Consider the following 23,797-nt stretch of genomic DNA (forward strand, 5'->3'; position numbering starts at 1 on the left):
AAAATATTTATTAATCAAAATATCTAAAAAATAAAATTCAAAAATATATAAAATATATAGTTACATTAAAAAGAAATATTTGCAAATATTTTTAAAAAGTGTATAATATATACATATAAAATTTAGGAGGATAAAAAATGGCAGGAAATATTTTAGGAACAACAGTTTATTATGATGCTGACTGTGATTTGAGTAAATTGGAAGGTAAAAAAATTACTGTATTAGGGTATGGTTCGCAAGGGCATGCACATTCTTTAAATTTGAGAGAAGGTGGATTTGATGTAACTGTTGGACTTAGAAAAGGTTCAAAATCTTGGGATGAGGCTACTGAAGCAGGATTTACAGTAAAAGAAACTGCAGATGCCGTAAAAGATGCAGATATAGTTATGATTTTGATTCCAGATGAAATTCAGGCTGATGTATATGCATCTGATATTGCACCAAACTTGAAAGAAGGAGCTTACATTGCATTTGGACATGGATTTAATATTCACTTTGAAAAAATTGTTCCAAGAGAAGATATAAGCGTATTCATGGTTGCACCAAAAGGACCTGGACACTTAGTAAGAAGAACATTCCAAGAAGGAAGTGGAGTACCTTGTTTAGTAGCAGTGTATAAAGATCCAGCAGGAGATGCAATGGAAGTTGCCAAAGCATGGGCATCAGCTATTGGTGGAGGAAGATCAGGAATCCTTGAAACTACATTCAAGCAAGAAACAGAAACAGATTTATTCGGTGAACAGGCTGTATTGTGTGGTGGAGTAGTAGAACTTATGAAAGTAGGATTTGAAGTATTGACAGAAGCTGGATATGATCCTGTAAATGCTTACTTTGAATGCTTACACGAAATGAAACTTATCGTAGACTTGATTTATGAAGGTGGATTGGCAACAATGAGAAGCTCAATTTCAAATACTGCTGAATATGGAGATTACATCACAGGACCAAAAATCATAACTGCTGAAACAAAAGAAGCTATGAAACAAGTATTAGCAGATATCCAATCAGGTAAATTTGCAAACGACTTCTTAGCAGATTCAAAAGCAGGACAACCATTCTTAAAAGAAAAAAGAGCAGAATTTGCAAATCACGGTGTGGAAAAAGTTGGGGCTGAATTAAGAAAACTTATGCCTTGGATTAAAAAATAAATTATATTAAAATCCTTAATTTTAAAGGAATATAGTGATTATCCATTTTGTTAAAAGGGGCAAAAATGGGGTAAAATTAAAAGGACTGTTTTTTATGGAATGCAGTCCTTTTTGCTTTAGTTAAAGGTTATTTAAAATATTAATCATATTTTGATTCTCTTCATCATATAAATGAGAATATGTATTTAAAGTCATTTTAATGTCTTCGTGTCCCAATCTCTTTGCGACTGCTAATATATTAACTTTGTTGTTAATTAAAAGGCTTGCGTGTGAATGTCTCAAATCATGAATCACAATTTTTTTCACTTTTGCCTGTTCGATATATTTTATAAAGTTAAGTCTAATCCCAACCTTCCCCTTTGTAAAAATTCTTGTGGATGGCACAGGCTTATAGAATGTTTTTGCATATTCTTTAAACAAATTTATAACATTCTCTGTTAAATCTATTTTTCTTATACTGCTTTCGGTTTTTGGAGCAGTTATAATATCCGTTTTATTTAATCTTGTAAAGGTTTTGTTTATGTTAAGTTTCTTTTTATTCAAATCTATATCCTTAAATGTTAATGCTAACACTTCCCCAATTCTCATTCCTGTCCAAAACAAAAGTGTGAACAAAAATTTTAGTTCTAAATCATCAACAACTTCAATAAACTGATTAAATTCCTGTAAATTCCAGAACAACATTTTCTTTTTATTTTTTCTTGAGCCAACCATTTCTATTTTTGCCATCGGATTGCTGGGTAAATCGTAGTATTTAATAGCAAAATTAAGAATGGTTTTAAGATTATTTTCAATTGCTCTTAAAGTATTTTTGGATAAATTGTTTTTTATCAGTTCATTTTGAAATTTCCTTATATCATTTGGTACAATTTCATCTATATAGTAATTCTCGAAAAAGGGAAGTAAATATTTCCTAAAGTATGCTTTTTTTGTTGAAATACTGTTTACTTTTAATTTTAATTCAACGTCCTCAAAATATATTTCATATAAACTTTTAAAGGTTATATTGCTTGAGTTCATGATTTTATTTATAAATTCTCTTTCAAATTCTTCTGCCTGCTTTTTTGTATCAAATCCAGTTTTCTTTTTTCTTATTTTTTTACCTGTTTTGTCTTTTGTCCTTATTTCAACTCTCCATTTTTTGTCCCCTTTTTCTTTATAAACAGACATAAAAATCACCTACACTATTTTATATCTCTCTTCAAAATACGATGCCACTATTCTGCCTCTGTTTGTCCTATAACCCTTTTTTTCTAACTCAGCATTCAATTCTCGTATAATTTTATAGGCTTCACTTTTACTAAAGCCTAAAATTTTACATATATCATCTACAAAATAAAAATGTTTTTTCATCATTCCTCCATTTCTGTCATATCAATATAGCTAGATATAACACATTCTTTTAAAACATATTTAGCAGTCTCTTCAAAAGTTGGACTGCTAAAACTTTCGTCTTCTATTTCTTCTGTGTCAACAAAGATCCATCCTTTTCTAATCCTCAACTTCATCTTCTGTTTCGATAACTTGAAAACCTGTTTCTATAGTATCCCATAACCAATCATCGAATTCTTTTTTTAACTTTTCTTCATCGTTTATTATTGCTTCTGCCTCTTTTTCTGTATAACCGTAATCATCGACTAAATCTATGACTTCAGCATTCGTAGAACAAAAATTTGCATTACTGTTTACAAAAAAATTTACTTTGTATCTGCTCATCTGTTTTCCTCCAACAATTCAGGATGTTCGTAAATATTTCCAATTACCCACCAACCGTCGTATAAAAAATCATCTATTCCGTCGTTTTCATACGGAATATTGTTTTTTAAAACGATATTTTTGGTAAATTCTTTAAGTTCAGAGAATGCAACATCATGTTCCAAAGCGTATCCATTTACTATTTTAAAACCGTTCAAAAACTCCGTGCATTCCCTTTCATCGCCACCAAAACCTATTTCTTGTAAAAATACGCCATTTTCATTTACATACAAAAGAATATCTCCCTCATAAATTTCTTTGCTATTTGCATCTTTAAGTCCTGTATACTGCATTAATTCAATATCATCAAAAATCATTCTTCTTGAAAGATACGCATTAATAAATTCGTTTTTTTTAAGATATTGTATGGATTTATCTGTGAAATCCATTGTTTCAACGTTCACCATTTTCTTTTCTTCTTTGAGCCAAGCTCTTAATTTTATTTCTCTCATTTTAATCCTCCTATTTGTTACAAAAAGTGCCCTCAATTAATCCTCTCTTTTATTAAAATAAATCCTCTGAATTAAAATTTTCTACTGTCTCATCATCGCTTTGAGTATCATTATTTGCTGTTTCTTCTTCAATAATATCACTTGCATTGTCAGGACTGTCTACATATTCAACTTCTACATTTCCGTTTGGCTCAACTTCTTTTATAACAGCTTGGTCTACTTTCTGTGCTGTTTGCATTTCAATGCTTAGTATTCCAAATTTGCTTAATAGTAGTTTTAATACAGTTTTCTTTGCCATGCTGTCAAAATTTGTTTGCCAGCTTGAAGAACTTTTAAGAAATGTTTTGCTGAATTTCTTAGCATGCTCTCTTACTTCTTCCTTACTCATTACATTGTATTTCTCGAATCCATTTGTGGTTTGAAAATATGCAATATAGTGAGTTACTTCATCACTTATTTTTCCATCAAGATTATATTTAAGTTCATCTGTGATAGGATCATAGCTTTCGAATTGCCCCTCATAGAGTTCTGTAACATTTATTTTCTTGTATTGTCCAGTTCTGATAGCCAGTTGTATAAATCCTTTATATCCAAGCTGGAACTGTGCTTTGTTTTCTTCTTGCCAGTTATCATTCTTATCCTTGTATTTTCTTTTGTAAGGAACAACATAGGCAAAGCCTAAGTTCGGATCAATTGGTAAATCTAATGTTGCAGCTATTGCTCCAGCCTTCAAAATGCTTTGTGGCTCTGCTTCTTGTAATTGTGCATTTCCGTTTGTAGTGTTCAGTAGTGAAGTTAAGAATCCAGCCGCTTTATTTCCTAATAATTCTTTAAATTTATTTTTTGTTCTTTCGTCGTTTATCAATGATTTTAGTGTAGTTGTGCCCACTGTTCCTTTTGTTTGTTTTTTTGGATTCATTAAAGTTCCTGCCATTTTATTTCATCTCCTTTATATATTTTAAGTTGTGTTTTTTAATTATTTCCAGTAAATCGTTAGTTGCTTCTTTTGTAAGTCCATTTACTTTTATACAGATATATGTATCTGTTTTTTCAGAATTATCATTTGAATTTTTTTGAACTTCTTTTTCCTTAATAGCTTTAGCAACCGCTTCTTGCTTTTCTTGCTCTTGTTGTTGCTTTAAGGTTTCAATTTCCTGTTGTTTCTCTTTTTCTGCTTTTTCTTCCGCTTTCTTTCTCAAATTTTCTTCAGTTTGTTTAGTTTCGTTCATCTTATTTGTGATAGTTTCTGAAATAACCATATACTCTTCTTTTATTAAATGTTTTACATTTTCAAATAATATTTTAAATTCAATTTCTTTATTTGCTTTTTCAATTTCTTGTTTTATAAAGTTTTCTTTTTTAATCAATTCATCGTACTGTTGCTGTATTTCAGCTTCGATATTTGTTTCCTTAAAAGTTTTCTTTTCCCATTTTTCGTTATCTATCAAGTAAATTAGATAATCAGGTCTATCTTTAAAAATTAATTCTTTAATAGATTTTATTTTCTCTCTTTTAACATTATCCAGTTCTTTCTCTTTTTCGTGCAAAAACTTTCTTACTGCCTCCACTCTTTTAATCAAATTTATTAATTTTTGATTTATTTCTTTCGTGTCAGCATTTAGATAGTCCATTAAATCTTTTTTAAACTTATCTGCACTTGCTTTTGTGCTCGCTACTTCTTCCCTGTATTTTTTAATATCTTCCACGTTAGTAAATACTACATCATAAAGTTTCTCGATTTCCTCAACTTTTTGTTCAGCCTTTTCAAAATCAATCATATCTTTATCAATTTTAGCTGGAATTATTTTTGCACTGTCAAAAACGAATTCCATTTTAGGCAATGTAACTAATGATGTTTCCGTTTCAATTTCTACATTTTTATTTTCCATTCCAAAGATTCTCCTTTCGTACATATACCGTTCTTTTTATTGTGATTTCCTTTGGGAAAACTTCTATAATACCGATACCGTTATAATCATAATCTTGCATTTCTGTGTTAGGCTCACCATATTTAAATTCAAAAAATCTTCCCATAATTTCCTTGACTTCAGTAACATATGTTACCCATCTGTGCGGCTCTCCACGTTCAATTTCTACTGTTTCTCCAACTTCATTAAGTATATAAATAATATCTTCTTGAAGTAAGTCGGCACTTCCGTCAATTAAGCAAAGTATTTCTTCTTCTGAAAGTTTTGAAATCTCTATTTCTGATTTGAACCATTTGTCAAGCAATTCTTCTTTTTTAAATCTCATTATTTAACCTCCATAAGTTTTTATCATTCTTGGCTCTGTATCGTTTCTGACACATTCCCAAAATTCAATCTCTTTATTCAAAAGTTCCTGTATTTCATCTTCCCAATCAGCTCTGTTTATAACTATTGTCTGCAATCTTTTATCTAGGTCAAATGGTGTTGAATTTTCATTCTTAAAGCATTCGAACTTTATTTCGGATACCACAACAGCATATTCATATCCTGTTACTAGGAAATAATGTAATATTTGATACAGGTAACTTTTAGGGATATTATCTTGCCATTCTTCGATATATTTGTTCCATTTGTTAATTGTAGTTGTCTTTATTTCAAGTATCCCTTTTTTACCTTCATAAACAATTTCTCCATCCAAATTAGCCCGTATGAAGTCATATTTTGAATGAACATACATTTTATTAACTTCTAATATTTTTTTATCAGGATGGTCTTCTTTGTAGGAATCAAATATATTTTTTTCAAGGTTCTTACCTCTTTGAGCTGCAGGACTTGTGAAATTATTTTGTACTCTTCCAGTTTTGTCTTTCCAAACGTCAATAATATTTCTATATTTATTTTTTCCCATTATTGCTCCTGCATCGCTTCCACCAATTCCTTTTTTTCTTATGTCTAGCCACTCCTCTTCATTGGCATAACTTATTTCTCTATATTGCATCTATTTTCCCTCCAGCAATAATTTTTCGATTCTATCAAATTCTCTATCACATTCATCCTGTGTATCGAAATGAATAGTAGAAATTCTTTGGAAATATGAAAATTTTATTTCAAACTCCCTTTTTCCTATAGCGTGAAAATTTGACAAATTATATAAATCGTCTTTAATTTTTATCCACATAGTTTTTCTCCTTTAAAATTTTCCCCTTTTACAAGACCCTTAAAATCTGTAATTCTGTTTGGCACGTACCACAGCAATATAGCCATTAAGAATGGAAATGCTATGTTTCCTCCTGCTATCCAATGCCCTTTGATTCTGATTGTTTCAATTTGCATTAGAGTGGTTGCTACAATTAGAATTATCCATTTTATTGCACTCTTTGTTGTCATCAACGCTATTTCCCTCCAATTCCTTGATTTCCTGTTTATCCATTTCTTTTTCCAGCTGTTCCCTTATTGTCATATTTTGCCTCCCGAAATTTATTTGAGATAATTAATATCTTATCCAAACCCACAATCGTTCATGGGCTTGGTAAAACATTAATTACTTTTTGAATAATTTTTTGATTCTATTTTTCAGCTTTTTAGCTTCCTTTTCCTTTAAAACCTTTTTGTTGTTTTCGTTTACAATCGCTAATGCTTCAAATTTCATCTTTCTACCTCCATTTTATAATTATTTTTTTTAGCTATATCCATTAAGTCTTTATGTGGGATATAAATATTTTTTATTCCCAAAGTTTTTATAAGATACATTTTTATTGGATAAAAATGTTTTCTTTGCATTATGGGTTTATTATCTTTGTATAAAGTGTATTTCATTATTCCTCCTTAATTTTCTTTGTATAAAATAGCCGCCATTTTATCACATATCATATCGCACTCTTTATCAAATCCCTTTTCTTCTTCATCTGTGTAATCAGGATTTTTCTTTTCCCAATCTTCCCAAGCCTTTGCGTCTTCGATATAATCTAGTACAATGCTTTCGAATGATTTGAAATCAAAGTCTGCTTCTTCGTATCTGTCAATCAGATAGTTGTGAAAATCTTCTAGCGATATGTATTTTAATTGATTTTCATATTTTGCTTTAAATTCCTTGAATTCATTTTCAAGAAATTCACACGATTCTTTATATTCAGCTATCGCTTGGTCTTCTTCGTCGCATAAACGTTCCCACGCTAAGTCTCTTGCTCTTTCTGCTCCTTCTGCGTATTTTAGGTTTTCGCTAAAGCTCATTTTATTCATCTCCTTTTGCAAAGTTTTGTTTACCAAATAGTAAACGATTAAATTAAAAAAATATTTATATGTTTCTTGTTTACAAAATAAGTTTACCATAAAGTAAACAAAAAGTCAAACATTTTTTTACTAAATGTGGTATAATTATTTAATAAAGGAGATGGTTAACTATGAATTTTAATACATTAGGAGAATTTTTGAAATATTTTTCGGAGAGTAGAAATTATACTTATGAGTACATCGGAATGAAAACAGGAAAATCCAAAGGAGCAATAAGCCAATACATAAATGGAAGTAAAAATCCGTCAAAAAATTTTATAGAAAAATTTATTGAAGAGTTTAAATTAACAAAAGAAGAAAAAGAAAATTTTTTATTAGTTGCTGAACTTGGAAGAACAGACTTTTTAAAAGAAGAGATAAAAAAATATATAAATAATAAAAAACCTTCAAACAATGTATCAGACGAAATATTTACAAGTTTTATTCAAATACCGATATACGGAATGGCGAGCGCAGGAAACGGATTGATTGAAATGGATGAAAACATTGAAGAAATAGAATATATAAGTATTCCTAATATAAACAAGAATGTGAAAAAAAGAGATTTCGCTTGCCGAGTTAGAGGAGATAGTATGGAGCCTCATTATCATGACGGAGATATAATAGTTGTAGATGTTCAAGACGGTATAGATATAAGAGTTTTAAATGGACAAGAAGCCTTAATATATCAAGAAAACTCTAAATATTTGAAGAGAGTATTTTTTGAAGAGGGAACAGGAAATTTAATATTAAAATCTTATAACCCAGCTTATGCAGATTATATAATTCCAAATCACGAACTTGATAAAGTTGAGTGTAAAGGAGTTATTAGTATGGTTATAAGTATGAGAAATAAAAAATTTATGTTTTGATTATTAAAAGTTGATGAGGTTGGCTGAGTTGAAAAGTAGATTTAAGAAATAAAATATTTGTGTTAGTAATTCCTATTATTTTTTTAACAAAATAGGAAAAATATGTTATAATATACACTATAAAAACTGAATTTTTTAAAGGAGTTAATAAAAATGGAAATAGGAATTTTTTTTAAAGAATATAGGAAAAAACACAAATATACATTACAACAAATGAGTGAAAAAATAAAATATAGTACAAGCCAAATAAGTTTGGTCGAAAGAACAAACAAAGCGTCAAAAAGATTTATTGAAAATTTTTTAAAAAAGGTTAAATTAACGCAGAACGAGAAAAAAAGACTGGAGAAGGAATTAATACGAATAAAAAAAGTACCTGCTAAAACTTCTAATAATTTTATTGCTGAGAAAGATTTTTTAAAAACAGAAGAGAAAGATACAAGATTTTTAGAAGCGTTAGATTATGATTATGTTCGTAGAAATGAAGCAATTTTTGCCATAAAAGATATTATAGAATACAATAATCTTAAAATGTCAAAAGTTGATATTTTAACAACGTGGGATGATAAGGATAAAAACAAATTGAAAAAAATGATAAAGAAATTAATTGAAAATTATAAAGAGCATATAAAAAAATTGGAAAGTTATACAACAGAAGAAGCGGTAATTATTTTAGAGGAGGAATAAAATGTACGAATTAGATGAAATAAAAGTTGGTAACAGAATAAAAATGATAGCAGAAATCAATGGAATGTCGGTCACAGAAGTAATGGTGAAAGCGACAGTTACAATGATGGCAACAGTTGTAAAACCCAGATTAAAAGATTATGATGTTTATCTTATGGAAACAGGAAGAATAAAAGGGGTTACATTAAGAAACAAAATAGCAGGAAGAAAACCTTGGAAAGACGGAACGCATGGAATTACTGATCATATAAATAATATGTTCGAGGAATATGAGTTGGAAGTTATAAATGAGGATTTTTTTAACCATACGCTAGAACTGATAGATAGGGCTTTGAAATCCATATACGACGGAAATCATGGATTAAAAGTCAAAGAAATTTACGAAGTTGCTTTATCTCATCCTAATTTTTTATACTCGATGTTGCAAATTGGAGTCAGATTGTTAGGTCAAAGATTGCAAGATAAGAATATAGAACTAAAGAACAAAACTTTGGATCATATATTGCAAGAAATAAAAAAGAAAAGAAATCGAATAGAAGAATTATTCAAATCCGTTAGAACAGCAGAAGATTTAAAACAAGCGTTGATTGTTTATTACGATGAAATAAATGTTTATTTTGATGAGTTTTTGGACAGAGATGTAACCGAGGGAACAAAATGGAAATCAGCTTTAGAAATTGCAGGAGAAAAGGCAATGTTGGATCAGGTTGGAGAAGACAATGTTTTGTATTTTATAGGGCAAATTATATTTAAAATTCAAGAAAGGTTTATGATAAATATTCCGTTAATTCGTCCTGAAGCAATAACGATGAAATAAGAATATTTATTAAAAAAAACAATTGTTAAGAATACAGGAAGCTGTAAAAGGCTTCTTTTTTGTTAAAAATTTTTTGACTTTTTGTTTACTTTATGGTAAACTTAAAAACGAGGTGAGAAAATTTGGAAATTTACGAAAGATTTGTATCTAAAATAAGAGAAAAAAACATGAGTCCAGCTAAATTTTCACGAGAAATTGGCATGTCAAAGCAGTTATTTTTTTATCACTTAAAAAATTTAAAAAAGAAAAAAATTACTTTTAATACTGAACAATTTAAAAAAATATGTGAAAAATTGAGTGTGGACGCTAATTTTTTTTACAAATAAAGTTTACCTTAAAGTAAACAAAAAACAAAACCCAAAAGAAAAGGAAGGAGGTATCTTGATGAGAGTGCGTTTGCCTGCACAAGGAGAAATAGAAACTGATAAAGTGATAACTGGAATAGAAGCATTAAAAGGGCTTACGGAATTAGAATTTAAGGAAGTAGTAAGATCTGTTGAAAAATATTTCAAAGAAAAAAAAGAGAAACTCACCTTTGATGTTGAAATTGAAGAAGATGAGTTTCTGAAAAAAATAAAAGATTATTATAGAAATTCTAAAGGAACTATTCTTCTATAGTAATTTGAATATGTACTGGACTTAAAAAATATTTTTTATTTTTATGGATAATCTCGACAATTGGCATATCATAAAAACTGTTTTCAATAAAATCATGAGTATTTTTGATATATCCATCTTTAGCCCAATTATATGGAGAAAAAAACTGATTATTATATCCAATTTGATAATCTTCGGTAAGTTCAGTCCATTGTCCAAGTAGACAAGCATAAACTTTATACATAACTATAAACCTCCCTTCTTCTTGATAATTTGTTTTGGCGAATAAATTATAGCACAAAGCGGAGGATTATAAAATGAGAGAAGAAAGAAGGTGTGAGATGAAAAGATTTTTTAAATTAGGATTGCTATTTTCAATAGGAATATTCATTTATTTAAAAGAGCTAATAGCGGCATTGCTGATTTTAAAGCTGACAAATTTTGAGACAGCTTTAATATTTAGCATATCACTATTAGCAAGCACAATTAATTTAAAACACAACAAAAACTTATTTTCTTTTGTTGAAAGAATTGTAAATGAGAAATAGGAGGTGCAAGAGTTTATGGAAAAAAAATTAATAAAAAAATGTTATGAAGAAATGTTAGTTTTTTTGAAAGATAACTTTGTTGAAAAGTCGGGAATAGAATCGCTGGAAGATGAAAATAATATTACTGATATTATACATATTTTTACCGCAATTAGGAAAAGTGAACATAGAGATCCTGTAAAAGAAGATGAAATAAAACAAGAGATTTATAGAAATTTATACATATGTACGGAATTGAAAGCTTTTAGAAATAGAAATAGAAGATGTGTCCTTTTATTAGATGCATTGAATCGTAAGGACACATATTAAAACTAATTCAAAAAAGACAATGCGATTTCCAAAGAACAAAAATCTTCAATAAATCCTGTACAAATTTCGTTATTATACTCAAAAGTTACACCGCCAAGACCGAAATCTTGGATAAAGATTTCATCTTCTAAATGTAATTTTTCAGTAGTTTCCATAGGAGCAAATTCTCCGTTAGGAAGTAACAGAACTTTAAAATCATTAACTTTTGAAATCGCATAAACGATAGCTTTAACCATAATAACACCTCCTTTCGTGAGAATTTGATTTTATTTGGCGATATTATTATAACTCAAAAGGGGGTAAAAACGAAATAAGGGAGTACTAAATGGACAATAAAAAATTTGAAGAAGGAATAAATTCTTTTGCACTGTTACTCGGATCTTTTCTTGAGTTACGAAAAATGGGATATACGCAGGAAGAGATAAACTGGGCATACAACACAATGAGCGGAAATTTTGTTCCAAACTTTAATATAAAACATTTATCTAATTTAATTGAAAGTAAAAAAGAAAATTGAAAAGTAAACAAAAAAAGCACTTCAAACGAAGCGCATACAAATATTTTCATAATTTGATTATATCAAATTTATTAAATTAAGTAAAGAGGTGTAGAAATGAAAAACACGATAAACGGCTTCAGACAGGATAAACTGATAGAAAATGGTTTGGATTTGGCAGACAGTTTGATTTTAAGATTGTTTGCTGATATGTATTCAAGTAATTCATCCAAAATTGAATATCAGATATTAGAATATGAAGTTGAAAATAAAGAAACTAAAGAAAAAATGTTGGAAAAAGATAAATTTATGTGGATAACTTATGATTATTTATACAGTCAGATACCACTTGTCGGAAGTAAAAGCACATTTATAAGAAAAACAGGGGAGCTTGTTGAAAAAGGATTTTTAAAAAAGCAGGTTATAAATTCAAAGAAAGGTAAAAAAGGAACGTTTTTGTATATTTCATTTGGAACAAAATTTTCTGAATTACTGGAATACGAAACAGAAGATACCCCTGCTCAAAATGACAACGAGGGCTACTCAAAACAGGTAGGGGGGCTACCTAAATTGAATAGAGGGGGTACTCAAAATGATAAGGGGGGCTACTCAAAATGGGTAGACAAAGATTCTTCTATAACAGATTCTTCTTTAATAGATTCTTCTATAAGAGATAGAGAGAGTGTAGAAAAAGAAAAAATTAATTTTTCTTCCGTGTGTGAAGAGATAAAAAACAAATGGATAGAAATTGCACATAAATTTAATTTGTCAGGAGTTAAGTTAAAAATAAATGACAAAAGAAAAAAAGCAATAAAAATTTTGCTTAACGAATACACAGCGGAAGAATTATTGCAGGCGATGGATAAAATCCATATCTCAAAATTTTTACAAGGGGATAATAAAAATAATTGGCAAATAACATTCGATTGGCTTATTAACAAGTCCAACCTTTTGAAAGTGCTTGAGGGAAATTATGACGATAAAATAAATGCGGAAACAAAAAACAATACTCATGCTGATCAGAAATTTGGAACTGGCATTAAAACTGAAAGACCAAAAGTAACAGCAGAAGGACTTAAAAAATATTTTGGAGGTGCAAACTAATGACTATAGAAGAATTTAACGAGGGATTCGGAAAGTTGCTTGACTATTATCCTAGTACACGAGTAACAGAAGGGCTTGTAAATATTTATTTTATGGGACTAGCTGAACTTAGCATAGAACGATTTAACCGTGCAATAGGCAGAATAGTCAAGGAATGTGAAGGCGATTTTTTGCCAAAAGTCACAGTAATTTTAAAATACGCTAAAGACTCAGATTTGGAACAGCAAGTATTTTATGCAAAGAAATTGCTTAAAACAGCAATACATAAAAATGGAAGTAAAGGTATGGTGTGTTTCGAGGATAAGGGAGTACACGCCGTAGTCGATTATATAGGCTGGAATAGACTATGCACGATGAAAGATGATGAATTTGAGAATTTTCTGAAATGGGAGTTTGACGACATATACAAAGGATTTTGTGAACGTCCTTACGAAACTTCTGACTATTACAGGGGTACAAGCCAATTATTCGGACAAATAAAACCTAGAATGATAGGTTACAAGGAAGCCAAAATTGGCAATACAGAAAATATGAATTTCATAAGGCTTGAATATAAAAATATTGCGACACAGATTGAAAATAAGGTCGATTTGTCGGAAATAAAAAATAAAATGCTAATAGGAGGATAGATGAACAGTTATCAGGATGAATTAAAGAAGGTATTATTGACTTATGATGCGGACAAAATAAAAGAATTTATGCATAAACATAACAAAAATATGCCGAGAAATAACTTGGCTTTTTGGGCAGGGGTACACAAAGGGATATGTAATTTACCAAACTGTACAAACGAAGAAAAAGAATTTTCGAGAAAATGGTTAAAGAAACATGGATTCAAGGAAGAAATATTTTAGGAGGATAAATGCAAAATCTAAAAAGAGAAAAAGACAGGCTAAGCGTTGAAAACGACAGCTTAAGAGAAGTGAACGCGATACTAAACAGGAAAATGATGAAAATAACAGAAGAAATAAAAGCAAACGGAATAAAGATTGAAGAAAACAGGAAAGAGATTGGACGGATTGAGAAAATATTGAAAATTAAGATGAAAGGGGAAGAAAAATAGAAAAGAAAATACTTGATGTATGTTGCGGTTCAAAAATGTTCTGGTTTGACAAAAATAACAAGAACACAGTATACATGGATAAAAGAGAATTTGAGGACACGCTATGTGATGGAAGAAGTTTAAAGATAAGCCCTGACGTTGTGGCCGACTTTAGACAAATACCGTTTCCAGATGAAAGTTTTTATCTAGTTGTATTTGATCCACCACATTTGATAAGAGCAGGAGAAAGCTCGTGGATAGCTAAGAAATATGGAAAATTAAATTCTGAAACTTGGAAAAACGACATAGAACAAGGATTTAACGAATGTATGAGGGTATTAAAAACAAATGGGACATTAATTTTCAAATGGAATGAAGACCAAATCAAATTAAAAGATATTTTGGCCACAATAAAATATAAGCCACTTTTTGGAAATAAAAGGGCTAAAACACATTGGCTTGTGTTTATGAAATTATAAAATCAGGAGGAAACAAAACGAAAATAAAGTTAATTTGTCTAAAGATAGACAATAACGAATTAAAGACAACAGATAAAAAAGAATGGCTTAAATTCATAAAAAGTCATCGTGGCAATGTGAAAAGCATAGAGCAGTTTAACTGGGAGATTCCAGAAAATAAATTGCAGAAGGCTTTGGAATATTCATTTGATGAATTGTATAAATTTAAGCTGGAAGAAGGGAGAAAAAAGCAAGAATGAGAATTTTTATATCTGGAAATGTGCCGAGTTCCAAAAACAGCAAGCGTTGGACAGGCAAAAGGCTTATAAATTCAGAAGCTGTGATGAAATACAAGAAAAATACTGCTGATGAATGGTGGCAGGAAGGCATAAAGTTCAGGGAAATGCTAAAAGGCAAAGAAAAGCCTTACAAGATTGGTTTTTATTTCATAAGAAACAGTAAAAGGGCATTTGACTATGTGAACGTTGCGCAGCTTCCGTTAGACTTAATGCAGGAAAACGAATGGATAGAGAATGACAATATGGAAAACATAATACCCGTATTTCTAGGTTATGAAGTTGATAAAGAAAATGCAGGGATAAGAATAGAAATTTTATAGGAGGAAACTAAATAATGGAACAATGGAATAAATTAGTTGGATTAGTAAAAGAGTTTTACATAGCGTTTGGACAGCAGGAATTTTTAGAAAAAGAGATAACTGACGAAAGAATAAAATTAAGAAAAAAGTTATTTGATGAAGAATTAAGAGAATACGAAATGGCAGAAAAAAATAAGGATAAAGCAGAAATGTTAGATGCGGTATGCGACATGTACTACATCTACATTGGAACATTATTAGAACTGCATAAAGGCAATATTGGAGACGTTGCTTCAAGGATATTTTTTCTATCAGATGAAAAAACAGATTTTCTCTTTAAACTAGAAACAGAAAATGGATTTGTTAAAATTTTACCTGAAGCATTTGAGGAAGTCCACAGAAGCAATATGAGCAAGCTGGAAAATGGGAAAGCAATTTTCAGGGAAGATGGGAAAATATTGAAAGGGAAAAATTATTTTAGACCGAATTTGAAACAATTTATTTAATAAGGAGCAAAACGATGAAAAATGATAATGTAAATAGCCCGAATCATTATAAATTAAACGGATTAGAGGTTGAAGCTATAGACGTAATAAAAGCGACTGTAAAAGATTTTAATAGTTTCTGCCATGGGAATATTATTAAATACGTGCTTAGAGCAAATAAGAAAAATGGTGTTGAGGACTTCAAGAAAGCAAAAAAATACATTGAAATGATGATTGGAGATGAAAATTAATGAATGAATTAATGAATATAGAAAACAGAAACACGCTAAAAAGTTTAGATATAGCGGAAATAACAGGAAAGGAACATAAAAATATTTTGTCTGACATAAGAGATGAAATAAGTAAAATAGGGGAAGAGAGAGGTCGGCTAATTTTTCAGCCAACCACATATATTGATAATTTTAACAGAAACCAACCTGCATTTCTTTTGAATTACAAAGGAGTGCTACAACTTGGTGCAAGATATAATGCTGAAACAAGGTTTAAGCTTATCGAAAAAATCGAACAGCTTCAAAAACCAATGACAGTAGAAGATATGATCATATTGCAGGCAAATGAAATGAAGAGTGTTAAGCATAGAATTGGTGTCGTAGAAAATAAAGTTGATAACGAGATAAGAATAGACCATACGGAACAAAGGAAATTACAAAAAGCAGTATCATTAAGAGTATTTCAAAGACTTGATGTAGTAGATGCAGAAAGAAAATTAATGTTTTCAGCAATATACAGAGATTTGAAAGACAGATTTGGAGTCGCGAGTTACCGTGATGTGAAAAGAAAAGATTTGAAAAATGCCTTACTGTATGTTCAGAACTGGATAGAAAAAGCAGAATTGAGGAATTGAGATGGATGAAAAAGAGAAAACAGTCAAAAGAATAAAAGAAAAGATATTATGCAATACAGAAATGAACAACCGTGACTTTGAGTTTGCGAAACTTAACGCTAATTTATTTAAGGGTATTAAGTTTATAAAGAAAAGGAAGGCTAAAAAGAAATGGCTTACACAGAAATTGACAGGGAAAACAAAAAGATAAAGTTTTATTTCCCAACAAACAAGCCAGCAAAGAGAATAAAAGAGTGGCAGGAAGAACTGAAAGCGTATGATATAGAAATAATACCGCAGAACACTATAACAGATGATCAGATGAAACTTTGCTATATCTTATTTGACCAGTTTGCAAATTCGAAAGGCTGGGATTTGGATTATACAAAAAATTATTTTAAGGCCTTGTTTGGAACAGTATATGAAATAAATAATTTCAGTTTGTCGCCAATGAAAAAGAACGCCTTAACTTTGGAGCAGGCAACGAACTTTATACAGTTTATAATTGAGTTTGCAATAGAACAGGATGTAAATTTGTATATATTGGATCCAAGAGATAAAAGAGCGAGACATATAAGAGAAATAGTTCCAGATATACAGAGATATATTATAAGTTGCTTAAGAAAAAGAGTATGTTGCGTATGCGGAAGACCGCATAACGAATATAATACAGTTGATTTAGAACATTATGACAATGTAAATGAAATTGGCGGTTATGAATTCGACGCAGGGCTTGAAACAAGATTTTTGAGTTTATGCAGATATCACCATACGGAGATACATAACATTCCTAAGCAAGAATTTTTGGAGAAATATCATTTAGAGCCAGTTTATTTGAATGAAAGGCTAGTCTATGAACTGCTGGAAGTTTATCCAAATCACTTTAAATTGTTTAGAAAAAGATTGAAAGAGGGGTATTATAGAGGGATTATAAAAGAAAAATAAAGTTCAGTCACAGATTATTAAAAAAAAGATTAGGAGGATAAAATGAGCAAATATAAATTATGGTTCAGTATAGGCAGCGGATTGGGTAAAGAAAGCGACGAAGTTGATTTAGTAGATGATTTAGGTTATACAGAGAAAGAGGCGGAAGAAATAATAAAAGATGAAAATAAACAGCATAAGCTGTTTGAAGAATGGAGAGATGAGAATATAGACCAAAATTTTGGAGTTGTAAAAGAAAATTAGGAGGAAAGTATGAAAAACAAGGATAGAATGCAATTTAATTTAAAAAACTGGAGAAAATTAAATTGGAGTTTATGGAATAAGGAAGATGAAAATAAAGCGAGTTTTGAAAAAATATTGAATAAAGATAAGTATAAAAAGAAATAGGAAGGGAATTAGTATGAGAAAAATAGTATCAGCAATAATAACAATATTATATTTAGCAATTATTTTGGGAAGTTTAGGATTATTAGTGTATAAAACAATAAGTGATATTTCAAGTGTAAAAACATTATTAGAATTTGCGAAATTAATGTTAATAGATTTTATATTATATATTTTTTGGGGAGTAGGGGTTCAAATTTTAACTTTTATTTTTGGATTGTTTAAAATTGAGGAGGATAAATGGTAAGAAAAATAATGGGAACAATATTTTGTTTATTAAAATTAGCAAAAACAATATTATCTGTTACGTTAGGAGCGGGAATAGGTAATGAAATTTATAAAATATGGAAAGCGGAGGAATAGGAATGAAAAAATTACTATTAATTGTGATGATTTTAGGAGCATTAGTTACAAGCTGTGATGAAGAAAATTTTGGGAATGATACAAAAAATGATAAAGAGAATACTTTAAAAATAGGTGATAAGTTAGCAGGCAATCAAGCAACACCTAGTGATATTGATTATAGTTTAGAAAGATATAATTTAATAAAAAGGGCCTACTGGGTAAATGGACAGCGTGAAAAAGCATTGAATTTACCAAGTGCTGCGAAACGTCCATTAGGATATATAACATTGTTTACAGAAAACGGTGGAATAGTTGGAAGTTTTGTAGTTGATGGAAAAGTATCAAGTTTAAATAGTTTTTTAACTCCGGATAGTGAATTATACGAATGTAATCCTTCAAGTAGTTATAGCTGTAAAAATAATTGGATTCCTGATGTAGATGGAAGTTATGGAGAAAATGATAACGGGATATTTTTCTTTACTCCAGATGGGAAATATATTGAGTGGACAGGAATATACGTGTATACAGATATTCCAATGAAAGTGGAAAATACAGTTGTTAAATTTGAAAAATAAAGGGGAATGAAATGAAAAAAATATTTATATTAATTATTTGTGGGCTATCTATGACAGCCTGCAATCCTTTTTTAGGGATAAATAGTTGGTTTAATAAAATAGACTATGAATTAGAAAAACAGAATGACAGACAAAGATATGACAGATTGAAAAAAGTGGAAGATACTGCAAGAGCAATGGTAAGCAGTTATGAAAGTGATAAACAAATTTATTTGTCTATGAAAGATGATAATAAGGAAATAGCCTTACAAGCAAAGATAAGAGCAAATAATACAGCGATTCAATATAATCAGTTTAGTTATCTATGGAAAAATAATACACCACAAGATATGAAAAATGAACTTGAAATAATCAATTAGGGATAAGGAGTTAATATGAAATACATAGAATTATTTGGAAGAAAAATAAAAGAGTTGTCTGAAATTTTGAAAGACGAATCGATTAGTGATTTGGAAATAAAAGAGGAAAGTAATCTGTATGGGATAGATCGATTAAAAATTTCATTTAAAATTGATGATAGTGACACCTTCACTCTATATATACGATTATCTAATTTTGTTGGAGCAAATGGGATAGAGTTTTTATCGGAAGAAGAAATTGTAAGAGAATTTGAAGAAAAGTATAGTTATTTAAAGAGATATTTACTTGGTGAAACTATAAAAGAAAGAAAAATAAACGGTTATTCAAATGAAATAAAATCTCATATTAGGGTTGCTAAAAAAATGCATGAAATTTATCGTGTTTATTTTGAAAAAGTAAGAATAAAGAAATTTACTACAGCTTATGAAACAGTTGAATTTTATTTGAAACAAATGGAAAAGCAAATAAGAAAAATGTGTGAAGCATATCAGGAAAATAAAAATATAGAAAACTTTTTAGATAATTTAGAAGTGTTAGCTAGATTGACGGCAGATGAAATGGGTGCATATAGTTTACGGTTATTAACTTGTGGACGTAAAAATTATGATTGTGCTGACAATATAATTAGAGATTGTTTGAACAGTATAAAAAAATGTGTAGAGGAAATAAGAAAAAGAATTTAAAATTTTGGGGGATAAATGTTATATTTAGGAATTAGATATATTTTAAAATGTATAGCAAGAATATTTGTGCTCATAGCCTTGCTTATATACAATGATGATGATTTAATGAAGTTTGATGAAGAGGATTAGATATGTTAAATATAATAATGAGAGTTATAAATGCCCTTCTTACTGTAGCATTTGTTTTAATATTAGTGTGGTTTGTTTATAACCTAGTAATAAGATTTAAAAAGAATATAGTAGTATTTAAATTTAGAATAACAAGCATAAGAGGATTTTTAATTGGTATGTCTATAAATTTATTTGTAATTTATTGTTTGATTCGTATTATAAGTTTTTTTGCGATTAGAGTGTAAAAATGATACAATAGATATAAATAAGAAACAAGAAGGGAAAAACCGTGGGAAAAATTAATTTAGATTATTTGATTTATAAAGAGTTTAAGGAATTAATCAAAAATTTTATGGGAAATAAAAAATTTGAAATTAGTTATGGAATTGAAGATGAAGTTATACTTAAAAATTTTGTGGTTTATGTTGAATACAAAAATAGGGAATTTAAATTATTAGCACAAAAATCATTTTCTGGTGATAGTGGATGGGATTACAAAGAAACAGATCCGGACGAATTAATAGAAAAATTGGAAAGTGAATTTGAAAAATTTAAAAATAAAATTTTGGAATTCGACAAAGTGAATAAAATGAGTGTAGAAGAACTAAAAGAGGAATATTTTAAAAAAATGGGATTGAAAAAATCAACAGAATAAGGTATAATTAGGAGGTAATGTGAATAACAAGGAATTTACAAAAGAAGATATAACAGAATTATTAAAAGATGAAGAAATTTTATATTTACTTGAGGATTTGAAAAAATCAAAAGAATATCAAGATGATATAAAAATAACATTAGTATTAAAAAAAGGTAAAATCACTGGAAAAGAATATACAGTAAGAAAATTTAATAATAAAAACAGGGCAAGATAAACCTCAGATGAGTGAGCCACTGAATAGATAGATTAGAAATAGTCTATTTGTTTAGTGGCTCTTTTTTTGTCCAAAAAAACTAAAAAGGAAATTAAAAGAAATGACTATATTTTTTACAATATTAGGATATTCCCTATTGGCACTAATAGTGTTTGAGATCATAAAACATTATTTAAAGAAATATATAAACGAAAGAATTGATGAGAGCCTTAAACTTTTAGATAAACTTGAGAATATAAATGATGAATTAGATACAAAAATAGATAGTGTAAAGATAAGGTTGTATGATGCATATCTTGATAGATGTAAGGAGAGTTTGAGAAAGAAAAGGAAAATGGATAAAGAGGTTAGGCAAATGACACAGAAAATAAAAGACAAAGTATTGAAAAAATAAAAAAAGGTACTTTGGAGAGATTTTTTGCCCTGTGGGTCTGGCGAGTCCCGGAAAACATCCGGATATGAATTTTTTTTAAGTTCATGTCCTGTCCGATAGGAGGTGAAAATGGAAGCGAAATATGACGAGGTTGTAAAAGGTGTTGTACTGGCTAAAATATTGAATTTGAGCGAAAGGCATCTAAGGCGTTTGGCAGAGGAAAATGTTATCAAAAAAAACGGACAAAATAAATATTTATTTTTGGAAAGTATTCATTCGTATATTGAGTATCTGGAGTTAAAAAATGATGCAGATGTAGATTTGAAAGATGAAAAAATTAGGGAAGAAATAAAGAAAATAAAAAAAGATACAGAATTAAAAGCCTTGAAAATATCGGAGTTAAAGAATCAATTACATCCAGCGGGAGTAATTGAAGAAGTAATGACGAGTATGCTTGTCAATATAAAGGGAAAATTGCTTTCATTGCCTAATAAATTAGCACCTGCTGTAATTGCTTGTGATAACTTGGGAGAAATACAGGACATTATTTTAACAGGAATATCTGATACTTTGACAGAATTAAGTGAATATAGTCCTGAAATGTTTAAAAGTAAAAATTATATTGATGAAGATGAGGATGAAGAGAATTTAAGCACTAAATCAATTAAAAAAAATTTAAAGGAAGAGAAAAATGACAACCCGAAAAAGAGAGGCAGACCTAAAAAAAGCAAATAATTTGTTTAAAAAAATTATTTCGGTATTAAAGCCACCGCCAAAATTAACAATTGATGAATGGGCAGACAATTATAGAATATTAAGTTCCAAAACTTCTGCGGAACCAGGTAGGTGGAATACTGATAGAGTACCGTTTCAAAGAGAAGTGATGAAAGCAATATCTGATAAACAAACAGAAAAAGTGATAATGATGTATGGAGCTCAATTGTCCAAAACAGAACTTTTATTGAATACTTTTGGACATCATGCTGATTATGACCCTGCTCCTATAATGTTTTTAATGCCGACTCAAAAAATGGCAGAAGATTTTGCAACAACAAGATTAAATGACATGATACTTAGCACACCACAATTAAAAAGTAAAATAATCGAAAATGAAACATCAAGAGATACTAAAACTCAAAAAGATTTTCCAGGTGGATATATTATTTTAACTGGAAGTAATTCAGCAGCTGAACTTGCGAGTAGGCCAATACGGATATTATTGGCAGATGAGATTGATAGATTTCCAAATGATGTAAAGGGTGAAGGTGATCCGTTAAATTTAGCAATTGAGAGAACAAAAACATTTTGGAACAAAAAAATTGTTTTAACAAGTACACCAACAGTAAGAGGAGAATCAAGAATAGAACAGGAGTATGAAAACAGTACACAGGAAGAATATTATATTCCTTGTCCAAAATGTGGAACAATGCAAAGATTGGAATGGAAAAATATCGTTTTTGAAAATATTGGACACAAATGTCAAGATTGTCTTGAAGTTTCAAGTGAATACGAATGGAAAAAAAATATGAAAGAGGGAGAATGGATTGCGGGAAATGATGAAATTGATCCGAAAGCAGTAAGAGGATTTCATATTAGTGAATTGTATAGTCCTTTTTCAACTTGGAAAAGTATAATAAAAAAATTCAAGGAATCTAAAGGCGATGTTCAACTTATGAAGGTTTTCACTAATACTGCATTAGGTGAAACTTTTGAAGAAAAAAGAGATAAAATGGATTTTGAAAAAATATCTCACAGAAAAGAACATTATGGCTGCGAAATTCCTGAAAAAGTAAACGTTTTGACTGCGGGAGTTGATGTTCAAGATGATAGATTGGAATGTGAAGTTGTAGGTTGGGGAGCTGATGAAGAAAGCTGGGGGATTTATTATAAAGTATTCATAGGGAATCCTGCGGAAACTCATGTGTGGAATCAGCTTGAAAGATTTTTGGACACTGAATTTACATATGCTAACGGACAGAAAATAAAAATAATATGTACCTGTATTGATACAGGAGGAAATCACACGATGTCAACTTACGGATTTGTGAAACCTCGTGAAATTAAAAGAATATTTGGAGTAAAAGGTGGAAGTGTTGAAGGAAAGCCTTTTATTACTAGACCAACAAAAACAAATAAAGGACAGATTTCCCTATTTGTTTTAAACACTGACACTGGAAAAGAAACTATTATGGCCAGACTTAAAATTGATTTGCCTGGACCGAGATATATGCATTTTCCGGACAATATTGAAAGAGGATATGATGAGACATATTTTAAAGGATTGACTGCAGAAGTTAAGATTACAACTTTTGAAAAAGGAGTAAGAAAAACTAAGTGGGTTGTTACAGGAACTAAAAGGAATGAACCGCTGGATATTAGAAATTATGCTTATGCTGCGTTAAAAATAGCTAATCCTGATTTGAGTAAAAAATATTTGATTGATGTTACAGAAAGACCAAAAGTGCAAACAAAAAGAAAAATATTGTCGAAAGGAATTTAAAAAATGGGAAAATCAAATTATTCAAGAGAATATATTTTAGAAATGATAGTTGAATACGGCAAAGCTGAACGAGCAGCTTTGGCTGGAACTAGTTATAAAATTGGAACTAGGGAACTTACTCGAATGGGAATAGATGCAATAAGAAAAGGAAGAGCTTACTGGGAAAATGAACTTCAAAAAATAAATGGCAAAGGCAACAGGAGAGTGAGAAGAGGTGTACCTAGAAATCTTTAGCAGAAAAGGA

The 23,797-nt window shown here is 29.7% G+C and carries 48 protein-coding genes; 33 read left to right on the plus strand and 15 right to left on the minus strand.

Going from position 1 to position 23,797, the window contains the following annotated elements; translation table 11 throughout:
* Nucleotides 1–137: 137 nt before the first annotated feature.
* The gene (ilvC, locus tag HMPREF1552_RS06405) at nucleotides 138–1,148 is read left to right on the plus strand and encodes a ketol-acid reductoisomerase (protein WP_021744313.1); all 1,011 of its coding nucleotides are present in this window, start codon (nucleotides 138–140) and stop codon (nucleotides 1,146–1,148) included.
* A 120-nt stretch (nucleotides 1,149–1,268) separates the two neighbouring features.
* On the opposite strand, the gene HMPREF1552_RS06410 is transcribed toward ilvC, so the two are convergent.
* From HMPREF1552_RS06410 to HMPREF1552_RS06450, 13 genes are all read right to left on the minus strand, one after another.
* Complete coding sequence (locus HMPREF1552_RS06410; RefSeq protein WP_039901322.1) at nucleotides 1,269–2,318, minus strand: site-specific integrase; 1,050 nt, start codon at nucleotides 2,316–2,318, stop codon at nucleotides 1,269–1,271.
* A gap of 9 nt (nucleotides 2,319–2,327) precedes the next feature.
* Complete coding sequence (locus HMPREF1552_RS12240; RefSeq protein WP_155827500.1) at nucleotides 2,328–2,501, minus strand: transcriptional regulator; 174 nt, start codon at nucleotides 2,499–2,501, stop codon at nucleotides 2,328–2,330.
* Entirely contained in the window at nucleotides 2,501–2,650 is a 150-nt protein-coding gene (locus tag HMPREF1552_RS12245) for a hypothetical protein (protein WP_231370754.1), read from the minus strand. The genes HMPREF1552_RS12240 and HMPREF1552_RS12245 overlap by 1 nt, the downstream gene beginning before the upstream one ends.
* Entirely contained in the window at nucleotides 2,640–2,864 is a 225-nt protein-coding gene (locus tag HMPREF1552_RS06415; RefSeq protein WP_021744317.1) for a hypothetical protein, read from the minus strand. The genes HMPREF1552_RS12245 and HMPREF1552_RS06415 overlap by 11 nt, the downstream gene beginning before the upstream one ends.
* Complete coding sequence (locus HMPREF1552_RS11615) at nucleotides 2,861–3,355, minus strand: YopX family protein (protein WP_021744318.1); 495 nt, start codon at nucleotides 3,353–3,355, stop codon at nucleotides 2,861–2,863. The genes HMPREF1552_RS06415 and HMPREF1552_RS11615 overlap by 4 nt, the downstream gene beginning before the upstream one ends.
* A 52-nt stretch (nucleotides 3,356–3,407) precedes the next feature.
* Nucleotides 3,408–4,289, minus strand: coding sequence for a recombinase RecT (locus tag HMPREF1552_RS06425; RefSeq protein WP_021744319.1), 882 nt, complete (start codon nucleotides 4,287–4,289; stop codon nucleotides 3,408–3,410).
* A 1-nt stretch (nucleotide 4,290) separates the two neighbouring features.
* On the minus strand, nucleotides 4,291–5,244 hold the full coding sequence (locus HMPREF1552_RS06430) for a hypothetical protein (RefSeq protein ID WP_021744320.1): 954 nt from the start codon (nucleotides 5,242–5,244) through the stop codon (nucleotides 4,291–4,293).
* Nucleotides 5,234–5,608 carry a hypothetical protein gene (locus HMPREF1552_RS06435; RefSeq protein ID WP_021744321.1) on the minus strand — a complete coding sequence of 125 codons (375 nt, stop codon included), beginning with the start codon at nucleotides 5,606–5,608 and terminating at the stop codon, nucleotides 5,234–5,236. The genes HMPREF1552_RS06430 and HMPREF1552_RS06435 overlap by 11 nt, the downstream gene beginning before the upstream one ends.
* A 3-nt stretch (nucleotides 5,609–5,611) precedes the next feature.
* Nucleotides 5,612–6,280, minus strand: coding sequence for a YqaJ viral recombinase family protein (locus HMPREF1552_RS06440; protein WP_021744322.1), 669 nt, complete (start codon nucleotides 6,278–6,280; stop codon nucleotides 5,612–5,614).
* On the minus strand, nucleotides 6,281–6,460 hold the full coding sequence (locus HMPREF1552_RS06445; RefSeq protein WP_021744323.1) for a hypothetical protein: 180 nt from the start codon (nucleotides 6,458–6,460) through the stop codon (nucleotides 6,281–6,283). It abuts the gene before it with no gap.
* Nucleotides 6,451–6,669, minus strand: a complete 219-nt coding sequence (locus HMPREF1552_RS12250) for a hypothetical protein (RefSeq protein ID WP_021744324.1) — start codon at nucleotides 6,667–6,669, stop codon at nucleotides 6,451–6,453. Before HMPREF1552_RS12250 ends, HMPREF1552_RS06445 begins: the two co-directional genes overlap by 10 nt.
* Before the next feature lie 258 nt (nucleotides 6,670–6,927).
* Nucleotides 6,928–7,098, minus strand: a complete 171-nt coding sequence (locus HMPREF1552_RS12255) for a hypothetical protein (protein WP_021744325.1) — start codon at nucleotides 7,096–7,098, stop codon at nucleotides 6,928–6,930.
* 9 nt (nucleotides 7,099–7,107) lie between these two features.
* Complete coding sequence (locus HMPREF1552_RS06450) at nucleotides 7,108–7,512, minus strand: hypothetical protein (protein ID WP_231370755.1); 405 nt, start codon at nucleotides 7,510–7,512, stop codon at nucleotides 7,108–7,110.
* A gap of 170 nt (nucleotides 7,513–7,682) precedes the next feature.
* On the opposite strand from HMPREF1552_RS06450, the gene HMPREF1552_RS12260 reads away from it, so the two are divergent.
* The 4 genes from HMPREF1552_RS12260 to HMPREF1552_RS06475 all read left to right on the plus strand — a co-directional run bounded on the left by HMPREF1552_RS12260 (nucleotide 7,683) and on the right by HMPREF1552_RS06475 (nucleotide 10,542).
* Nucleotides 7,683–8,423: an XRE family transcriptional regulator gene (locus HMPREF1552_RS12260; protein ID WP_021744327.1), complete on the plus strand. Its 741-nt coding sequence runs from the start codon at nucleotides 7,683–7,685 to the stop codon at nucleotides 8,421–8,423.
* Nucleotides 8,424–8,576: 153 nt separating this feature from the next.
* Nucleotides 8,577–9,107 carry a helix-turn-helix transcriptional regulator gene (locus tag HMPREF1552_RS06460; RefSeq protein ID WP_021744328.1) on the plus strand — a complete coding sequence of 177 codons (531 nt, stop codon included), beginning with the start codon at nucleotides 8,577–8,579 and terminating at the stop codon, nucleotides 9,105–9,107.
* A 1-nt stretch (nucleotide 9,108) separates the two neighbouring features.
* Nucleotides 9,109–9,924, plus strand: coding sequence for a hypothetical protein (locus tag HMPREF1552_RS06465; RefSeq protein WP_021744329.1), 816 nt, complete (start codon nucleotides 9,109–9,111; stop codon nucleotides 9,922–9,924).
* A gap of 384 nt (nucleotides 9,925–10,308) precedes the next feature.
* Nucleotides 10,309–10,542 (plus strand): hypothetical protein, encoded by a 234-nt coding sequence (locus HMPREF1552_RS06475; RefSeq protein WP_039901327.1) that lies wholly within the window; start codon nucleotides 10,309–10,311, stop codon nucleotides 10,540–10,542.
* Here HMPREF1552_RS06475 and HMPREF1552_RS06480 read toward each other — a convergent pair.
* Entirely contained in the window at nucleotides 10,529–10,765 is a 237-nt protein-coding gene (locus HMPREF1552_RS06480; protein ID WP_021744333.1) for a hypothetical protein, read from the minus strand. The two genes, HMPREF1552_RS06475 and HMPREF1552_RS06480, sit on opposite strands and share 14 nt — an antisense overlap.
* A gap of 73 nt (nucleotides 10,766–10,838) precedes the next feature.
* On the opposite strand from HMPREF1552_RS06480, the gene HMPREF1552_RS06485 reads away from it, so the two are divergent.
* Together HMPREF1552_RS06485 and HMPREF1552_RS06490 are read left to right on the plus strand one after the other, a co-directional pair.
* Complete coding sequence (locus HMPREF1552_RS06485; protein ID WP_021744334.1) at nucleotides 10,839–11,069, plus strand: hypothetical protein; 231 nt, start codon at nucleotides 10,839–10,841, stop codon at nucleotides 11,067–11,069.
* Nucleotides 11,070–11,084: 15 nt separating this feature from the next.
* A complete protein-coding gene (locus HMPREF1552_RS06490) occupies nucleotides 11,085–11,378 on the plus strand; it encodes a hypothetical protein (RefSeq protein WP_021744335.1) in 294 nt (97 codons plus the stop codon).
* A 2-nt stretch (nucleotides 11,379–11,380) separates the two neighbouring features.
* Here the strand turns inward: HMPREF1552_RS06490 and HMPREF1552_RS06495 are convergent, their stop codons facing one another.
* Nucleotides 11,381–11,614: a hypothetical protein gene (locus HMPREF1552_RS06495; protein WP_021744336.1), complete on the minus strand. Its 234-nt coding sequence runs from the start codon at nucleotides 11,612–11,614 to the stop codon at nucleotides 11,381–11,383.
* Between the two features lie 89 nt (nucleotides 11,615–11,703).
* On the opposite strand from HMPREF1552_RS06495, the gene HMPREF1552_RS06500 reads away from it, so the two are divergent.
* The 26 genes from HMPREF1552_RS06500 to HMPREF1552_RS06620 all read left to right on the plus strand — a co-directional run bounded on the left by HMPREF1552_RS06500 (nucleotide 11,704) and on the right by HMPREF1552_RS06620 (nucleotide 23,787).
* Nucleotides 11,704–11,895, plus strand: a complete 192-nt coding sequence (locus HMPREF1552_RS06500) for a hypothetical protein (RefSeq protein WP_021744337.1) — start codon at nucleotides 11,704–11,706, stop codon at nucleotides 11,893–11,895.
* A gap of 96 nt (nucleotides 11,896–11,991) precedes the next feature.
* Nucleotides 11,992–12,978, plus strand: coding sequence for a hypothetical protein (locus tag HMPREF1552_RS06505; RefSeq protein ID WP_021744338.1), 987 nt, complete (start codon nucleotides 11,992–11,994; stop codon nucleotides 12,976–12,978).
* Complete coding sequence (locus HMPREF1552_RS06510) at nucleotides 12,978–13,607, plus strand: DUF6475 domain-containing protein (protein ID WP_021744339.1); 630 nt, start codon at nucleotides 12,978–12,980, stop codon at nucleotides 13,605–13,607. The genes HMPREF1552_RS06505 and HMPREF1552_RS06510 overlap by 1 nt, the downstream gene beginning before the upstream one ends.
* A complete protein-coding gene (locus HMPREF1552_RS06515) occupies nucleotides 13,608–13,832 on the plus strand; it encodes a hypothetical protein (protein WP_021744340.1) in 225 nt (74 codons plus the stop codon).
* An 8-nt stretch (nucleotides 13,833–13,840) separates the two neighbouring features.
* A complete protein-coding gene (locus HMPREF1552_RS06520; protein ID WP_021744341.1) occupies nucleotides 13,841–14,041 on the plus strand; it encodes a hypothetical protein in 201 nt (66 codons plus the stop codon).
* Nucleotides 14,042–14,115: 74 nt separating this feature from the next.
* Complete coding sequence (locus HMPREF1552_RS06525; protein WP_231370756.1) at nucleotides 14,116–14,499, plus strand: class I SAM-dependent methyltransferase; 384 nt, start codon at nucleotides 14,116–14,118, stop codon at nucleotides 14,497–14,499.
* Complete coding sequence (locus tag HMPREF1552_RS06530) at nucleotides 14,475–14,738, plus strand: hypothetical protein (protein WP_039901329.1); 264 nt, start codon at nucleotides 14,475–14,477, stop codon at nucleotides 14,736–14,738. The genes HMPREF1552_RS06525 and HMPREF1552_RS06530 overlap by 25 nt, the downstream gene beginning before the upstream one ends.
* The gene (locus HMPREF1552_RS06535; RefSeq protein ID WP_021744344.1) at nucleotides 14,735–15,097 is read left to right on the plus strand and encodes a hypothetical protein; all 363 of its coding nucleotides are present in this window, start codon (nucleotides 14,735–14,737) and stop codon (nucleotides 15,095–15,097) included. Before HMPREF1552_RS06530 ends, HMPREF1552_RS06535 begins: the two co-directional genes overlap by 4 nt.
* Nucleotides 15,098–15,111: 14 nt before the next feature.
* Nucleotides 15,112–15,582: a nucleoside triphosphate pyrophosphohydrolase family protein gene (locus tag HMPREF1552_RS06540; RefSeq protein ID WP_021744345.1), complete on the plus strand. Its 471-nt coding sequence runs from the start codon at nucleotides 15,112–15,114 to the stop codon at nucleotides 15,580–15,582.
* Between the two features lie 14 nt (nucleotides 15,583–15,596).
* Complete coding sequence (locus HMPREF1552_RS06545) at nucleotides 15,597–15,812, plus strand: DUF3310 domain-containing protein (RefSeq protein ID WP_021744346.1); 216 nt, start codon at nucleotides 15,597–15,599, stop codon at nucleotides 15,810–15,812.
* Nucleotides 15,812–16,426, plus strand: coding sequence for a Rha family transcriptional regulator (locus tag HMPREF1552_RS06550; RefSeq protein WP_021744347.1), 615 nt, complete (start codon nucleotides 15,812–15,814; stop codon nucleotides 16,424–16,426). Before HMPREF1552_RS06545 ends, HMPREF1552_RS06550 begins: the two co-directional genes overlap by 1 nt.
* A gap of 1 nt (nucleotide 16,427) precedes the next feature.
* Nucleotides 16,428–16,616, plus strand: a complete 189-nt coding sequence (locus HMPREF1552_RS06555; protein ID WP_021744348.1) for a hypothetical protein — start codon at nucleotides 16,428–16,430, stop codon at nucleotides 16,614–16,616.
* The gene (locus tag HMPREF1552_RS06560; protein WP_021744349.1) at nucleotides 16,577–17,350 is read left to right on the plus strand and encodes a putative HNHc nuclease; all 774 of its coding nucleotides are present in this window, start codon (nucleotides 16,577–16,579) and stop codon (nucleotides 17,348–17,350) included. Before HMPREF1552_RS06555 ends, HMPREF1552_RS06560 begins: the two co-directional genes overlap by 40 nt.
* Before the next feature lie 42 nt (nucleotides 17,351–17,392).
* Nucleotides 17,393–17,593, plus strand: a complete 201-nt coding sequence (locus HMPREF1552_RS06565; RefSeq protein WP_021744350.1) for a hypothetical protein — start codon at nucleotides 17,393–17,395, stop codon at nucleotides 17,591–17,593.
* A 9-nt stretch (nucleotides 17,594–17,602) separates the two neighbouring features.
* Nucleotides 17,603–17,737: a hypothetical protein gene (locus HMPREF1552_RS12910; RefSeq protein ID WP_021744351.1), complete on the plus strand. Its 135-nt coding sequence runs from the start codon at nucleotides 17,603–17,605 to the stop codon at nucleotides 17,735–17,737.
* Nucleotides 17,738–17,750: 13 nt separating this feature from the next.
* Complete coding sequence (locus HMPREF1552_RS06570) at nucleotides 17,751–17,981, plus strand: hypothetical protein (RefSeq protein WP_021744352.1); 231 nt, start codon at nucleotides 17,751–17,753, stop codon at nucleotides 17,979–17,981.
* On the plus strand, nucleotides 17,975–18,097 hold the full coding sequence (locus HMPREF1552_RS12915) for a hypothetical protein (protein WP_021744353.1): 123 nt from the start codon (nucleotides 17,975–17,977) through the stop codon (nucleotides 18,095–18,097). Before HMPREF1552_RS06570 ends, HMPREF1552_RS12915 begins: the two co-directional genes overlap by 7 nt.
* 2 nt (nucleotides 18,098–18,099) lie before the next feature.
* Nucleotides 18,100–18,654, plus strand: coding sequence for a hypothetical protein (locus HMPREF1552_RS06575; protein ID WP_039901330.1), 555 nt, complete (start codon nucleotides 18,100–18,102; stop codon nucleotides 18,652–18,654).
* An 11-nt stretch (nucleotides 18,655–18,665) separates the two neighbouring features.
* Entirely contained in the window at nucleotides 18,666–19,013 is a 348-nt protein-coding gene (locus tag HMPREF1552_RS06580) for a hypothetical protein (RefSeq protein ID WP_021744355.1), read from the plus strand.
* Nucleotides 19,014–19,028: 15 nt separating this feature from the next.
* Entirely contained in the window at nucleotides 19,029–19,697 is a 669-nt protein-coding gene (locus HMPREF1552_RS06585; protein ID WP_021744356.1) for a hypothetical protein, read from the plus strand.
* Nucleotides 19,698–20,097: 400 nt separating this feature from the next.
* Nucleotides 20,098–20,463 (plus strand): hypothetical protein, encoded by a 366-nt coding sequence (locus HMPREF1552_RS06595; RefSeq protein ID WP_021744357.1) that lies wholly within the window; start codon nucleotides 20,098–20,100, stop codon nucleotides 20,461–20,463.
* 19 nt (nucleotides 20,464–20,482) lie between these two features.
* Complete coding sequence (locus HMPREF1552_RS06600; RefSeq protein ID WP_021744358.1) at nucleotides 20,483–20,680, plus strand: hypothetical protein; 198 nt, start codon at nucleotides 20,483–20,485, stop codon at nucleotides 20,678–20,680.
* Nucleotides 20,681–20,780: 100 nt separating this feature from the next.
* Complete coding sequence (locus HMPREF1552_RS06605) at nucleotides 20,781–21,074, plus strand: hypothetical protein (RefSeq protein ID WP_021744359.1); 294 nt, start codon at nucleotides 20,781–20,783, stop codon at nucleotides 21,072–21,074.
* 108 nt (nucleotides 21,075–21,182) lie between these two features.
* Nucleotides 21,183–21,788: a hypothetical protein gene (locus HMPREF1552_RS06610; RefSeq protein WP_021744360.1), complete on the plus strand. Its 606-nt coding sequence runs from the start codon at nucleotides 21,183–21,185 to the stop codon at nucleotides 21,786–21,788.
* Nucleotides 21,745–23,553, plus strand: a complete 1,809-nt coding sequence (locus HMPREF1552_RS06615) for a phage terminase large subunit family protein (RefSeq protein WP_021744361.1) — start codon at nucleotides 21,745–21,747, stop codon at nucleotides 23,551–23,553. The genes HMPREF1552_RS06610 and HMPREF1552_RS06615 overlap by 44 nt, the downstream gene beginning before the upstream one ends.
* A 3-nt stretch (nucleotides 23,554–23,556) precedes the next feature.
* The gene (locus HMPREF1552_RS06620; RefSeq protein ID WP_021744362.1) at nucleotides 23,557–23,787 is read left to right on the plus strand and encodes a DUF6148 family protein; all 231 of its coding nucleotides are present in this window, start codon (nucleotides 23,557–23,559) and stop codon (nucleotides 23,785–23,787) included.
* Nucleotides 23,788–23,797: the final 10 nt, after the last annotated feature.

Origin of the sequence: Leptotrichia sp. oral taxon 879 str. F0557 (assembly GCF_000469385.1) — a bacterium.
GTDB lineage: Bacteria > Fusobacteriota > Fusobacteriia > Fusobacteriales > Leptotrichiaceae > Leptotrichia > Leptotrichia mesophila.